This window comes from Bifidobacterium callimiconis (assembly GCF_003952005.1).
GTDB classification, from domain to species: Bacteria; Actinomycetota; Actinomycetes; order Actinomycetales; family Bifidobacteriaceae; genus Galliscardovia; species Galliscardovia callimiconis.
The window spans coordinates 27,622-42,107 of record NZ_QXGJ01000001.1 but is presented as its reverse complement, the minus strand read 5'-3'; the positions used below and the strand labels follow the sequence as shown (position 1 = coordinate 42,107).

The 14,486-nt window shown below is 60.1% G+C and carries 11 protein-coding genes and 1 tRNA gene; 11 read left to right on the top strand and 1 reads right to left on the bottom strand.

Features of this window, described 5'->3' with window-relative positions:
* Positions 1–1,086 carry an MIP/aquaporin family protein gene (locus tag D2E23_RS00205; RefSeq protein ID WP_126029021.1) on the bottom strand — a complete coding sequence of 362 codons (1,086 nt, stop codon included), beginning with the start codon at positions 1,084–1,086 and terminating at the stop codon, positions 1–3.
* A 148-nt stretch (positions 1,087–1,234) separates the two neighbouring features.
* Between D2E23_RS00205 and D2E23_RS00200 the strand changes: the two genes are divergently transcribed.
* The 11 genes from D2E23_RS00200 to D2E23_RS00150 all read left to right on the top strand — a co-directional run bounded on the left by D2E23_RS00200 (position 1,235) and on the right by D2E23_RS00150 (position 14,403).
* Positions 1,235–2,017 carry a pseudouridine synthase gene (locus D2E23_RS00200; protein WP_126029020.1) on the top strand — a complete coding sequence of 261 codons (783 nt, stop codon included), beginning with the start codon at positions 1,235–1,237 and terminating at the stop codon, positions 2,015–2,017.
* Positions 2,014–4,158 (top strand): bifunctional cytidylate kinase/GTPase Der, encoded by a 2,145-nt coding sequence (der, locus tag D2E23_RS00195; protein ID WP_126029019.1) that lies wholly within the window; start codon positions 2,014–2,016, stop codon positions 4,156–4,158. Before D2E23_RS00200 ends, der begins: the two co-directional genes overlap by 4 nt.
* Before the next feature lie 195 nt (positions 4,159–4,353).
* Positions 4,354–5,115, top strand: a complete 762-nt coding sequence (locus D2E23_RS00190) for a class I SAM-dependent methyltransferase (RefSeq protein WP_164520596.1) — start codon at positions 4,354–4,356, stop codon at positions 5,113–5,115.
* 109 nt (positions 5,116–5,224) lie between these two features.
* Positions 5,225–5,301, top strand: a tRNA-Pro gene (locus D2E23_RS00185).
* 252 nt (positions 5,302–5,553) lie between these two features.
* Positions 5,554–6,945 carry a UTP--glucose-1-phosphate uridylyltransferase gene (locus D2E23_RS00180; protein WP_126029347.1) on the top strand — a complete coding sequence of 464 codons (1,392 nt, stop codon included), beginning with the start codon at positions 5,554–5,556 and terminating at the stop codon, positions 6,943–6,945.
* Positions 6,946–7,082: 137 nt separating this feature from the next.
* On the top strand, positions 7,083–9,011 hold the full coding sequence (locus D2E23_RS00175; protein WP_126029017.1) for a helix-turn-helix transcriptional regulator: 1,929 nt from the start codon (positions 7,083–7,085) through the stop codon (positions 9,009–9,011).
* Between the two features lie 86 nt (positions 9,012–9,097).
* The gene (locus tag D2E23_RS00170; RefSeq protein WP_126029016.1) at positions 9,098–9,421 is read left to right on the top strand and encodes a hypothetical protein; all 324 of its coding nucleotides are present in this window, start codon (positions 9,098–9,100) and stop codon (positions 9,419–9,421) included.
* Positions 9,405–10,466, top strand: a complete 1,062-nt coding sequence (locus tag D2E23_RS00165; RefSeq protein ID WP_164520595.1) for a diacylglycerol/lipid kinase family protein — start codon at positions 9,405–9,407, stop codon at positions 10,464–10,466. The genes D2E23_RS00170 and D2E23_RS00165 overlap by 17 nt, the downstream gene beginning before the upstream one ends.
* On the top strand, positions 10,466–13,066 hold the full coding sequence (locus D2E23_RS00160; RefSeq protein WP_420897280.1) for a DEAD/DEAH box helicase: 2,601 nt from the start codon (positions 10,466–10,468) through the stop codon (positions 13,064–13,066). The genes D2E23_RS00165 and D2E23_RS00160 overlap by 1 nt, the downstream gene beginning before the upstream one ends.
* Positions 13,067–13,158: 92 nt before the next feature.
* On the top strand, positions 13,159–13,506 hold the full coding sequence (locus D2E23_RS00155; protein ID WP_126029014.1) for an RNA polymerase-binding protein RbpA: 348 nt from the start codon (positions 13,159–13,161) through the stop codon (positions 13,504–13,506).
* A 177-nt stretch (positions 13,507–13,683) separates the two neighbouring features.
* Positions 13,684–14,403, top strand: coding sequence for an HAD hydrolase-like protein (locus D2E23_RS00150; protein WP_126029013.1), 720 nt, complete (start codon positions 13,684–13,686; stop codon positions 14,401–14,403).
* The last annotated feature ends 83 nt before the right edge of the window (positions 14,404–14,486 follow it).

The following is a 14,486-nucleotide window of genomic DNA, read 5'->3' as shown; positions in this document are numbered from 1 at the left end:
TTACTTGGCCGACTCGTTTGCGGAGGACTCGGCGGAATCCGCGGATTCGCTCGTCGCAGACGTCGAATCGGAAGCGTCGGCGGCTTCCGAAGCATCGACGGCAGCAACGGCTTCTTCCGACTGGTCGTCAGCGGGCGCATCGTCGACGTTCTCGACGGAGTCAAGACCAGCGGCGGCCGTCTTGGCCATGGCGTTCTTGGCGAGCATTTCGGAGAACGTGGAGCTCAGCAGCATGACCAGAGCCACGACGGCACCGGCGAGCAGCGGGCAGATCCAGAACAGCCACAGCTGGCTCAGCGGCTCGACGGTCAGGCCCTTGCCCTGCGCGAACAGCGCGATGCCGGTGGATCGCACCGGGTTGAGACCGGCTCCGGTGATGGGATAGGTGACGGCTGCGGCAACGCCATAGGCAAGACCGACGGCAGTCGTACGGTTGGTCGACGGCGTGCCGTCCTCGCGCATCGTCACGATGGCCGCGGCGACCACCAGCAGGCTCATGGCGACCTCGACGACGATGGCCATGGTGGACCCGAAGCTCAATCCGGCCTGCTGCAGTGTGCTGTTCGACAGGTAGGACAGGGACGTGGTATCGAAACCGTTGATCGTATAGGTGAGCCATGCCTTGGCCGCCACCGTCTCGGTGGTCGGCAGAATCGCGATGATCACGGCGCCTGCAGCAATGCCGCCGAGCACCTGAGCCACCAGATACAGCAGGGCGTCGAGCCAGGAGATCCGAGACGTCAGTGCTGCGGCCAGAGTGATGGCGGGGTTGAAGTGCGCTCCCGAAAAACGGGAGAACGCGGCCGTGGCAGCGGCATAGGCCACGCCGATTACCGCGGCGATGAGCAGAATGTTGATGCCGTACAGCACGGTGCCATAGGTGCTGACGGCATAGATGGCAAAGCAGATGAAGAACGTACCTGCAAACTCGGCGAGCGCGCGGGCAATGGGGGAGGCGCTCAGTGCCGGAATGGCGTCGGCCGATGGTACGGGGGAGCCGACCGCGGAAACGGGCTGTTCGACGATGGTGTCCTCGGTGTCCGGCACCGTTTCCTGCACGGGTGCCGACGGAGTTGTCTGTGACATGAAAGTCCTTTGATAGTCCGACAAAACGTCTCATATGCTACCAGTGGTTCAGGCGTACCGATAGAATGTAACCACTGTGATTTCCTGAGAATCATCTGTGAAAACAGCAGTAGATATGCAAGTTATGAAAGGCCACGTTGGGAGAACGATGCCAGAACAGTATTCATCCTCCAAGAAATCATCCGGTCGCTCCGATCGAGATTCCGAAAACATTCGTCTGCAGAAGGTCTTGGCCCAGGCGGGCTTCGGATCCCGTCGCAAGTGCGAAGAGATCATCACCGAAGGCCGTGTGGAGGTCGACGGCGAACTGGTGACCGAGCTGGGAACCCGAGTCGATCCGAAGCGTCAGAAGATTCTCGTCGACGGATCCCGCATCCACATCGACGACCATCATGTGACGCTTGCCCTGAACAAGCCGAAGCGCGTGCTGTCCACCATGAGCGACCCGAAGGGCCGTTGGACGCTGCGTGACATCATCGGTGACAAGTACGAGCGCGTCTTCCACATGGGCAGGCTCGACTATGATTCCGAGGGTCTGATCCTGATGACGAACGACGGCGAGCTGTCGCAGCACGTCATGCACCCCAAGTATGAGGTGGCGAAGACCTATATCGCCACCGTTGAAGGACGTCTTGGCGGCAATGTCTGCCGACGTCTGGTGCGTACCGGCGTCAAGCTCGACGACGGCTGGGTCAAGCTCGACAAGTGCTCGATCCTGGATCAGAACCGCGAATTCACCATGGTGCGCGTCGTGCTGCATTCCGGGCGCAACCGCATCGTCCGTCGCATCTTCGGCTCGATCGGCTTCCCGGTCCGTCGTCTGATCCGCACGCAGATCGGCCCGATCAAGCTCGGTGAGCTCAAGCCCGGTTCGTACCGTGTACTGTCCGCCACCGAAGTGAAGTCCCTGGAGAAGGAGGTCGGCCTGTGATCCGCGTTGCGATCGACGGTCCCGCCGGCGTAGGCAAGTCGTCCACGTCCAAGGCGCTGGCCAAGTACTTCGGATTCGCGTATCTCGACACGGGCGCCATGTATCGCGCAGCGACGTGGTGGTGTCTGAATCAGGGCGTGGATCTTGATGCGGAACAGCCGGATGCCGATCTCATCACCGCCACCGTGGGACGGTTCTTCACCGATGACCATTTCGATATTTCCGTGGACCCGGATGACCCCGATGTGCTGTCCGATGGCGAGAGCATCGCCGAGGAGATCCGTTCCGCCGAAGTGTCGTCGCACGTTTCGGTGGTGTCTTCGATCCCGTCCGTCCGTCGTCTGCTGATCGCCGCGCAGCGTGCGTTCATCGCCGGTGAAGATGGCCCCGATTCCTTCTCGAACGGCGCCGGAATTGTGGCCGAAGGGCGCGATATCACCACCGTGGTGGCTCCCGACGCGGAGGTTCGCGTACTGCTGACCGCTCGTGAGGAGGTGCGCGCCCAGCGCCGTGCCGCACAGTCGGCCCAGTCCGAACATGCCGAAGGCGGTGTGGGCGTCGATGACGTGGCCGCCCGCGACCGCGCCGATTCGAAGGTCACCAACTTCCTGAGCGCCGCGGACGGCGTGACCACCGTCGACAACTCCGATCTGGATTTCGGAGAGACGCTGGACGTGCTCGTCAAGCTGGTCGAGGACGCCATGGAGGCTCAGGCATATGAGAGCTATGCTGCGAATCTCGCCGACTATGAGCTCGACGCCGAGGACGAAAGCCTGATCAACGGCGCGTTCCACGAAGGCGGACGCGAGACCGGCCCCAAGGCCGTGGGCGTACTGGCCGTGGTGGGACGCCCGAACGTCGGTAAGTCCACGCTGGTCAACCGTATTCTGGGACGTCGCGCCGCCGTGGTGGAGGACACCCCCGGTGTGACCCGCGACCGCGTCAGCTACGATGCGGAATGGGCCGGAACCGATTTCAAACTGGTTGACACCGGCGGCTGGGAAGCGGACGTCGAAGGCATCGAATCGTCGATCGCCAATCAGGCCGAGATCGCCGTGCAGATGGCCGACGCCGTAGTGCTGGTAGTCGATGGTCTGGTGGGCATGACCGCCAGCGATGAGCGTATCGTCAAAATGCTGCGCAAGTCCGGCAAGCCGGTGACGCTGGCCGTCAACAAGGTCGATTCGCAGGCCAACGAGTATCTTGCCGCCGATTTCTGGAAGCTGGGCATGGGCGAGCCGTATTCGGTGTCCGCCATGCACGGCAGGGGAGTGGGAGACCTGCTCGACGCCGCGTTGGACAAGCTGAAGAAGGCTGAAAAGACCTCCGGTCTGCTTACGCCGTCGCATCTGCGCCGTGTCGCCTTGGTTGGCCGTCCGAATGTCGGCAAATCGTCCCTGCTGAACCGTCTGGCGGGCGAGGACCGTGCCGTGGTCAACGATCTGGCCGGCACCACTCGCGATCCTGTCGACGAGATCGTGGCCGTGGACGGTGAGGACTGGCTGTTCATCGATACCGCCGGTATCAAGCGTCGTCTGCACAAGCTGTCGGGCGCCGAATACTATTCGACGCTTCGCACCCAGGCCGCGTTGGAACGGTCCGAACTCGCCCTGGTGCTGTTCGACGTGTCCCAGCCGATTTCGGATCAGGACCTCAAGGTGATGAGTCAGGCGGTGGACGCCGGACGAGCCGTCGTGCTGGTGTTCAACAAATGGGATGCGCTCGATGATTTCGGCCGTCAGCGCGTCGAGCGTCTGTGGGCCACCGAGTTCGACCGTGTGACGTGGGCGCAGCGCGTCAACCTGTCCGCCAAGACCGGTTGGCACACCAACCGTCTGGCCAAGGCCATGCGCACCGCGTTGGATTCCTGGGACAAGCGCGTGCCTACCGGCAAGCTCAATTCGTTCCTCGGCCAGCTGCAGGCCGCGCATCCGCATCCTCTGCGCGGCGGCAAGCAGCCGCGTATTCTCTTCGCCACGCAGGCGTCGAACCGTCCTCCGCGTTTCGTGATTTTCGCGACCGGCTTCCTTGAGCACGGCTACCGCCGTTACATCGAGCGCAGCCTTCGCGAGGAGTTCGGTTTCGAAGGCTCACCGATCCAGATCTCCGTCAAGATCAGGGAGAAGAAGCGCCGCAAGTAGCGGTCAGCCGCAGGAGAATGCCCCCGTTCATGCGTCATGCCATGTACGGGGGCATTCCTGTATCCTCCGACACCAGACCACGGCAATCAGACCCCGGCGCAGACAACAGCGGAGCCGGCAAAATGTCGTCAATCCCACTTCGGAAACCCGATTATCAACGGATCATGACAAGCGATCGCTCCTATGCTGGAGTGCATGGGGAACACGAAATTTCATGGCAAGGCGCAGGCGTACGATGCCGGAAGACCGGACTATCCTGCGGTCGCGATCCGATACATCGACGAGTTGATCCGGCAGGAGCCTTCTGCGATCGACGACAGCGAGACGACGATCGCGGATATCGGCGCCGGCACGGGCAAACTTACCGTTCCGCTGGCCCGTCTTGGCCTGCCGGTGTACGCGGTCGAACCGGATGCGGACATGCGCGCGGAATTGATCGACCATACGCGAAGACTCGACAACGTGACCGTGGTATCCGGCACCGCCGCTCACACCGCTCTGCCTGTACATGGCGTGGATGTGGTCACGGTGGCGCAGGCAATGCACTGGTTCAACCCCGATGACTTCGCCGTTGAATGTCGTCGTATTGCGCGCGACGGACGGTATCTGCTGATTTCGCTATACAACGTCACGTCTTTCGACTCAGCGATGAGGAGGGAACGGCGCGACGAATACGGGGATGTCATCACGGGCAGCATCCAGCACTTCTCGGATACGAAGTCCCTGTTCTTTCGCAATCCTACGGTTCGCGCATTTCCCAATCCAATGCATTACACCAAGGAATCCTGGCGGGCGTATATGGACTCGCATTCCCACAGTCCGCTGCCGGACGACCCGGATTACGACGCCTATCGGGTATGGGTCGATGAGATGTTCGATCAGAGGGCGGTGAACAGCGTGCTGATCGACGACACCATCTGCATGGTAGCCAGCGAACTCATACGGTTCGGAGTCTGATCCATGACAGGAAAACGTTGCAATTCCTTGCAACACTCCGACAGCGACACACGATTTTGCACCTTCGGAAATGATGTGCTAGATTATCTACTCGTTGCCACGGCAACATCGGACCGTAGCGCAGTTTGGTAGCGCACTTGACTGGGGGTCAAGGGGTCGCGGGTTCAAATCCCGCCGGTCCGACCAGGAAGCCCGGAATCTGAATGATTCCGGGCTTTTTTGTTTCATCCACGAGTCCGTTGCCGGGCAGCCGTCCGATCCTCGACACGGCATTCCATCCACGTCGTCATTCATTCAAAACCAACGGACGGTGAACGACAACCATCTTTTTTGGCAATCCATACCCCCTTATTCGCTTTTGTCCTATAAAATAAAATCCTGTGTCCAAACGAAAGGGGAACCGTGTCCAACGATTCATTTAGCCTGTCCGCCGCCAAGATGCGCGAACATGGCATGAGCGAGATCGCCATTTCGCAGTTCGAGCGACTCTACCGCACATGGCAGGCCGATCAGTCCGAGTGGATCCGCGAGGAGGACGTTGAGCCTCTGACCGACATTCCGGCCGTACGCGACATCCATCACACCATCGACCACGACAAGGCGCTCGAAGCGTTCCGCAAGACCGCATTCCTCAAGCTCAACGGCGGCTTGGGAACCTCAATGGGTTTGGCCGGCCCGAAGTCGCTGCTGCCCGTCCGCCGTCACAAGGCGAAGCGCATGCGCTTCCTTGACATTATTCTGGGACAGGTCATCACGGCACGCACCCGCGAGAACGTGCAGCTGCCGCTGACGCTTATGAACTCCTTCCGCACCTCGAAGGAATCCATGGCCGTGCTGCATCACAACCGTCGTTTCCACCAGGACGACATTCCCATGGAGATCATCCAGCATGTGGAACCGAAGATCGATGCCGCCACCGGCGCCCCCGTCGAGCATCCGGAGAATCCCGAACTCGAATGGTGTCCGCCGGGACACGGTGATGTGTTCGCCACGCTGTGGGAATCCGGTCTGCTGGACTCCCTGCTGGAGCATGGCATCGAATACCTGTTCATCTCCAACTCCGACAATCTGGGTGCCCGCCCGTCCACCACGCTGGCAGGCGCATTCGCCCAGTCCGGAGCCCCGTTCATGGTCGAAGTGGCGCATAAGACTCCGGCCGACCGCAAGGGCGGTCACATCGTGCGCGACAAGAAGACCGGTCGTCTTTCGCTGCGCGAAATGAGCCAGGTGCACCCGGATGACAAGGCGGATGCCACCAATATCGCCAAGCACCCGTATTTCAACACCAACAACATCTGGGTGCGTGTGCGTGATCTTCGTGAGAAGCTGGCCGCCACCAACGGCGTGCTTGAGCTGCCGGTCATCCGCAATCGCAAGACCGTGGACCCCACCGATTCCTCCACCACCAAGGTCATCCAGCTTGAGACCGCCATGGGCGCCGCCATCTCGCTGTTCGATGGCGCCACCTGCATCGAGGTGGACCGTCCTCGATTCCTTCCGGTGAAGACGACCAACGATCTGTTCATCATGCGTTCCGATCGCTTCCACCTGACGGATTCCTATGAGATGGAGGATGGCAACTACATCTTCCCCGAGGTCGACCTTGATCCTCGCTATTACAAGAACATCGCCGATTTCGACGAGCGTTTCCCCTATGGCGTGCCGTCCCTGGCCGCAGCCAAGTCCTTCACCGTCAAGGGCGACTGGACGTTCGGTCAGAATGTGAAATGCTTCTCGGACGCATTGCTCGAAGACAAGGGAGATCCGGCGTACGTGCCAAACGGCGAATTCATCGGGCCTCTGGGCGTCGAACCGGACGACTGGTTGTAAATGACAATGGGCGAGAAATCGCCCATTAGGGTAATTTTTCATAAAAACCATGGTTTTACGAAGAAATACCCGTAGAATGTCTACAGGCGCTCTTGCGCCTACATACAACTATCAACGTTAACGAGACGTGAGGACAGATGGCTGAGGGAGCTTCAAACGGAAGGCGCCGTTTCTCCGATAAATGGGGCAAGCATGAGCTGGATGTGCTGGCCGTACTTTCATCGGCGTTCCCCCAATGGCTGACTTCTCGCCAAATCGCCCAACGAGTCAAGGCATATGCCGATTCATATGGTGAGTTGGCCGATCAGGCGGCCAAGGCGGCGTTCGCCAAGCAGTTCCAGCGAGATCGCGCCAAATTGGCGGCTATGGGCATCGCCATCGAGTCCCGGCAGCCGGAGTACTCGTCGAAGTCCGAAGGACAGGATTTCGCGTCGTACCGCCTGCAGCTCGGTGACGAGCCCAGGATTCGCATGCGGTTCGAGCAGGAGGATCTTCCGGTTCTCGCCGCGGCCAATTATCTCGCACAGTCAATCTCGCTGTCATCCGCCTCGCAGCGCATGGAGTCCCAGGAGAACACCAAGGTTTCTCGAACCGCACCGCGCGTACCGCAGATGCCGGTTCCCGGCCTTGGTCTGGACTCCATTGCGCCCGGTCTGGGCACGCAGACGATTCCTGACGTGCTGGTGAAGGTCATCGATTCCCGCCGCTTCGCCGCGACCGTTGACGTGGACGGCGAGCACATCAACGTGGCCTACACCGATTCCGATGATCTTGCGATGTTCGTGCTTGAGCATCCCGGTTCCTCGATCGTCAGCCCTCAGGAGGCTGCCGACGCGTTCAATCGCCGTCTTCATGCAGCCACCCAGCTGGGGTCGGCCGATCATCCCGAGGAGGCGATTCAGGCCAGGCGCGATCTGGCCATTGCGAACGATCACAATGCCGAGACCGAGGACGCCAAGAGCAAGTCGAAGGGGCGCAAGGCGTTGAGCGCGTCGTTCCAGACCGGTTCTGAGGTGGATCGTCGACTGCGTCTCATGCTGTTCCTTTCCGCGCATATCGGTGAGGAATTTCCCATGACCGATCTGGCGGAACGTTTTATCGGTCATGCCAAGAACGAGGACGAGCTGAAGAAGTCTGTCGCCGTGATCCGCAAGGATATCGGCACGCTGACCACGGTTTCCGATGACGGCGAAATGGCGGGCAGCCAGTTCTTCGACATCGACTGGTCCCTGCTCGAGGCCGAAGGCATTATCAGCGCCACCAATTCCTTGGGACTGGAACGCCTTGCCGGCATCTCACCCCAGTATCTGAGTCTGCTGACCGCCTCGGTGAGCTATCTTGCCCATTCGCCGCTCCTGCCGCCGCAGTCGCGACGTCAGGCCGGTTCCCTGTATGCCCGGCTGCGTGAACATACCGAACCGGGGGAGACCCCGTGGCTGTCGCTGACCGGCTACGAAATGGAGCCGCAGTGCTTCCAGGCCGTGGACAGTGCGATTCATTCCAAGTCGCTGCTCAATATCGAGTACACCGACGGCGCTGGCCGCGTCAGGGAGAAGCTCGTCGCTCCGGCGAAGATCTTCGTGGACGAGGGCGTGTACTACACGGCCGTGTGGAAGGGTGCCACCGAATCGTCGTTCAACATTCCGGCTGCGGATGTCGCCGATCAGCGGCACCGGGACTGGCAGGTGCTGCGCTTGGCCCGTATCAGTCGCGCCGACGTCGTCAAGCCCGATCAGCCGATCGAAGTGCCCGATGTGCCGATCTCGGAACTGCGGCAGTGGAGCTTCGACAACGGTACTGCGGCGTCGTTCGTCACCGACAAGCCTGATCTGCCGTTCATCGATTCGTTGCAGGATGCTCGTGTGGAGAAGTGCGGCAATGGCGAAAAGGTGTATCTGACGGTCTCGTCCGATTCGTGGTTCGTCGCGTTCTGCATCGCCCATGCCCGTCATATCGTGGCGGTGTCACCGGGAACACTGCGTTCCATGATCACGGCTCGGGCCACCAGAGAGCTGTCGCTGGGCGATAATGCATCGTCCACGCAATCGTCATCGCCGGCCCAGTGACGAACGACATCACGCCCATCAGGAGGACCAAGTAGTCTGAATGATGGGCCAATTTGGTTTTGGCCTTGAAGTAAGGAGACGCACGAATGCCGGGATGGGTATGGGTACTGCTGGTGATCTTTCTGCTCGCGATGCTGATCACGGGATCCGTATATGCGGTTCGACGTGCATTGGCGGCGCTGCACGCGGTCAATGAGACGGGCGGTCGCATCGCCGATATATTCGCGCGTCTTGATCAGGAACCGACGACGGGGGATGCCGAGGCGCCGTCGTTTATTCTGCCGCTTGAGGTATCGGCCGATCGATACGCCGATGCCCATTCCGCGGTGATCAGGCATCAGGAGGAAACAAGGAGCAGGCATGCTACCGTTTGGAAGCGCTGGAAGACGTTCAATGACCTCGGTCGCTGACCACGACACCGGGAAGGTCCGGTCGCATCGTCGTGGCATCGTCGCAGTGCTGACCAATCCCGCAGCGAACAACGGACATGGATCACGTGCGGCTTCCCATGCCATCTCCGCACTGAGAGAGTCCTGTGGACGGCACGGCTTCGGTGTGGTGGACATCACCGGCCATAGCCGTGAGGAATCGCTGGAGAATGCCTGTCGTGCGATCACTTATGCCGCGGCCCTGATCGTCGTCGGAGGCGACGGCATGGTATCGATCGGCGTCAACGCCGTGGCCGACTGTGACGTGCCGCTCGGCATCATCGCATGCGGCTCGGGCAATGATTTCGCCAGAGGACTTGATCTGCCGATCGGCCGTATCGAAACCAGCGCCGAGGGCATCGCAGCCGCGCTCTCCTATGATTCGACGATCGTGCTGGATCTCGGACACGCCTATTCCCCGGAGGATGGCGGACACCGCATCGATACGTTCTTTGCCGGCATGCTGAACTGTTCTATCGACGCGGCCATCAATGATCGAGCGAACCAGTCGAGTCTGCCGTTTGGTACGCTTCGCTATCTGGAGGCCGGCATCCGTGAGGCATCACACGTAGGCAACTACGGATTCCATGTTTCGGTCACGAACGAGGATCATTCCGTCAACGACCATGATCTGCTCACACCGTTGCTGGCCGTGGCCAATGCGCCGTATATCGGCAGTGGCATTCAGGCGTCGCCGGATTCCGATCTCGCCGATGGGCTGCTGGAAATGCTGTGGGCCAAATGGCTTCCCACCGCCTCCGAAGCTTTGCGAATTCTCGCCAAGGCGTATCGCGGCATGCATCTCAACGAACCGGTGATCGGCTATCGGCGTATCCGTTCGATCACGATCGACGCCATCGATGAGGGAAAGACCCCACCGGTGCTGATGTCGGACGGCGAATGCATCGGCATGTTGCCGGTCACTGTGGATGCACACGGCAAGGCACTTCGGCTACTCGTACCTCCCATGGTGCGAGAGCGCTGGAACACCATCGAAGACAATCGCCATACGGGGGAGGAACACTGATGGCACGTCGTCATCGACACAAGCACGGCAGCGGCACCGACGAGGCCGACAACACGATGCAGCAGCCCGACAGTCCCGCTGCACGGTATCAGGCATTCCGCGAGCGCCAGAAGCATTCCGCGAGCGCGGCGCACCGTTTTGCGCAGACGCTTGATTTCCCGCTTGATGATTTTCAGCTTGATGCGATCAACGCCTTGGAGGCGGGGGATAATGTGATCGTTGCCGCGCCTACCGGTGCGGGTAAGACCATCGTCGCGGATTTCGCCGTGTTTCTGGCTCAGGAGCGCAATGTCAAGGCGTTCTATACCACGCCTATCAAGGCGCTGAGCAATCAAAAGTATCATGATCTGGTTGAACTGTATGGTCAGGACAGGGTCGGCCTGCTGACCGGTGACACATCGATCAATTCCGAGGCGGACATCGTGGTGATGACCACCGAGGTGTTGCGCAATATGTTGTATGAGCAGTCCACGACGCTGACCGCGTTGCGATATGTGGTGCTTGATGAAGTGCATTATCTTGCCGACCGGTTCCGTGGACCGGTGTGGGAGGAGGTCATCATTCATCTTCCCCGGCAGGTGCGTGTGGTGGGCCTTTCCGCGACGGTGTCCAATGTGGAGGATTTCTCCGCGTGGATAGAGTCGACAAGGGGCGATACCGCTTTGGTGGTGTCGGAGCGGCGTCCTGTGCCGTTGGAGCAGCATGTGATGGTGCAGCGGGATGAGCGTCATGAACCGGAGATCTATGACCTGTATCGTTCGGCAACGAGTACGCAGTTGAATCCGGATCTGGTGTCGCGGATTTCGGAGTTGGATCGTATTGCGGAACGACGTGTCGGGGGTCGTGGCGGGTCCCATGGTCGGGGTCGTGGCGGGCATTCTGACCGTCGTGAGTCTCGTGCGCAACGGTATACGCCGAAACGGTGGGCTGTGGTCGATGAGCTGCATTATCTCGATCTGCTGCCCGGCATATATTTCATTTTCTCCCGTAATGGCTGTGATATGGCGGTTCAGCAGTGCATTAATGCCGGTCTGGAGCTTACCACGCCGCAGGAGGCCCGTCGTATCCGTCAGATCGTGGATGAGATGGTCGATGGGCAGCTGACTCGTGATGAGTTGCGCACGTTGCATTTCGCCAATTTCCGGTTTGCGTTGGAGGAGGGGTTCGCGCCGCATCATGCGGGTATGATCGCTCTGTTTCGCCAGATCGTCGAACGCCTGTTCGAAGAGAGTCTGGTGAAGGTGGTGTTTGCCACCGAGACGTTGGCGTTGGGCATCAATATGCCGGCGCGCTGCGTGGTGGTGGAGAAGCTTGACAAGTTCAACGGTACCGGTCATGTGCCGCTGACGCCGGGGGAGTTCACCCAGCTGACGGGCCGTGCGGGCCGACGAGGCATCGATTCCATTGGCCATGCGGTGGTGGTGGATCATCGTGATTTTCAGGCGGCTACGGCGGCGGCATTGTCGTCGAAGCGCGTGTACCCGTTGCATTCGAGTTTCCGCCCGACGTTCAACATGGCGGTGAATCTGCTGGATTCGAGTGATTATCGGACGGCGCGCGCCACGTTGGATCATTCCTTCGCGCAGTGGGAGGCCAATGAGTCCGCCGAAACGCTGGAGTCGCAGATCGTTACGTTACGCACCGCATTGGATGGATATGAACGCGCGTTCGTCTGCGACAGGGGAGACTTCCGTGATTTTCTGCAGGTGCGGATGCGTCTGACCGATCTGGAGCGTGGTGAGCGCAAGGCGCTCAAGCACCGTAACTTCCGTTCCGAGCAGGAACGTTCCCAGGCGTTCCGTGATCTGGATCGCCGTATCGCGGAGCTTCGCGAGAAGGATCGTGATCATCCTTGCCGTTCCTGTCCGGATCTGGCTCAGCATATGCGTTGGGGACATCGTTGGATGAGGGAGAGTCGTGAACTGGAGCGTGTGCAGCACCGGTATGACTCAAGAACCGGTTCGGTTGCACGCCGATTCGATGCGATCTGCATGATTCTTGAGAATCTGGGGTATTTGGAGGGCGTGGCGGCGTCTTCGGCCACGGGGGAGCCTCTCGATGATCGTCCCGCCGATTACGTGCTGACCGAACGTGGACAGTTGTTGCGTCGCCTGTACAGCGAGCTTGATCTGGTGTTGGCGCAGTGCCTGGTATCCGGTCTGTTTGCCGATCTTAAGCCCGCCGAGGTCGCCGCGTTGTGCAGCGCGTTCGTCTACGAGGCTCGACGTGGCGGTTCGGGGGAGCCTCGTCGCTATCCCGGAAATCTGGAGCAGGTGGCGATGCAGGCCAAGCGGGTCTGGTCGCGAATCAACGTCATCTGCGAGGATGCCGGTCTCGACGCGCCACGTCAGCTGGATTTCGGCATGGTCGACATCGCCTACGAATGGGCCAAGGGCAGTGATCTGTCCGTCGTGTTGCAGAATAGCGATATGACCGGCGGTGATTTCGTCCGTACCTGCAAGCGTCTGGCCGACATTCTCGGTCAGGTGGCGCAGACGGGTCCGTATCTCGCTGTCGACGGCGAGGACGTGGCCACGACGGCGCGTCAGGCCGCGGATCTGATCAATCGCGGCATCGTCGCCTACTCGGGCGTTGACTGACGGGACCGTCCTCGGGGAAGGCCGGGAATAATATCAAGGTCTGCACTGTTTTGTAGCGTGGATACGGTTGTACAGGTACAGGAGGAACTAGCATGGCTGAACGCTCGCTTCGTGGTATGAGCATCGGTGCCAAATCACTCGAATCGGACGACAACGTCGATTTCGCCGCGCGTAACGATGTGGCATATGTCTGCCCGAAGGGCCACAGGACGATTCTGCCGCTGGCCGAGGGTGCGGAGATTCCCGCCGAGTGGGAGTGCCGTTGCGGTCAGACCGCCCACCGTGAGGGCGCTGAGGATGCCGAGGCGAATGAGATCGCCAAGCCGACGCGAACCCACTGGGACATGCTGCTGGAACGCCGCAGCGAGGAGGAGCTCAAGGAGCTGCTCGACAAGCGTCTGAAGATGCACCGTGAGGGCTGGATCCCGGATTACGAATAAGCGGACTGCAATGCCCGGCCACGATCACTGTGGTCGGGCATTGTCGTGATTATCGTCAAATAGCAGGATCGTTATATGAAATCCCATAGCACCGAGATGATCACTGCGACGATGTTCCGCATACGCCACATACCAATGTCAAATCGATGAACAAATTGAAACAGAGAGGAAGTTCTCATGCTCAGCCATCCGTCACGCGTTGTCCTGCTTGATCTTGACGGCACCCTGACCAAGTCCGATCCCGGCATCATCGCCTCGGTGACCAAGGCGTTCGAAGAGCTGGGACGTCCGGTGCCCGACAATGATGAGCTGCATCGGTTCATCGGTCCGTCGATCATGGAATCCTTCCAGCGCAATGGCATTCCGGCGGGGGATGAGCTTGATCGTGCCGTAAGGATCTATCGCCATTACTATTCCGACGCCGCGGTGTTCGACGATCCGAACGAGCCGGGCAACAAGGTTCCGGGACGCTTGTTCAATACCGTGTATTCCGGCATTCCCGAGCAGCTGGCCAAGCTCCGCGAAGCCGGATATTACCTCGCCATCGCCACCTGCAAGCCCGAACCGCAGGCCATTCCGGTATGCGAGCATTTCCATCTGACCGGCATGGTGGACGGCGTGTATGGCGCCAGCATGGACACGTCGCGTCTCGACAAGGATCAGGTGATCCGATACTGCTTCGAGCATATCGGCTACGACGAATCGGCCGGCGACAAGGCGGTCATGGTCGGCGATCGTTGGACCGACATGGACGGCGCCATGGCGACGGGCATCGGATCGATCGGCTGCCGCTGGGGCTACGCCGAGCCGAACGAGCTCGAGAAGCACAAGGCGACGCTGATCATCGATACCGTCGACCAGCTGTTCGACGCGGTAACGAAGTATTTCGCCGACTGATCATTTCATTCGACCGGTGCATCCGGTACGCGTCGACGTATACGTCAACATCTGACACAAAGAAACGCGCTCATCATGGTGCA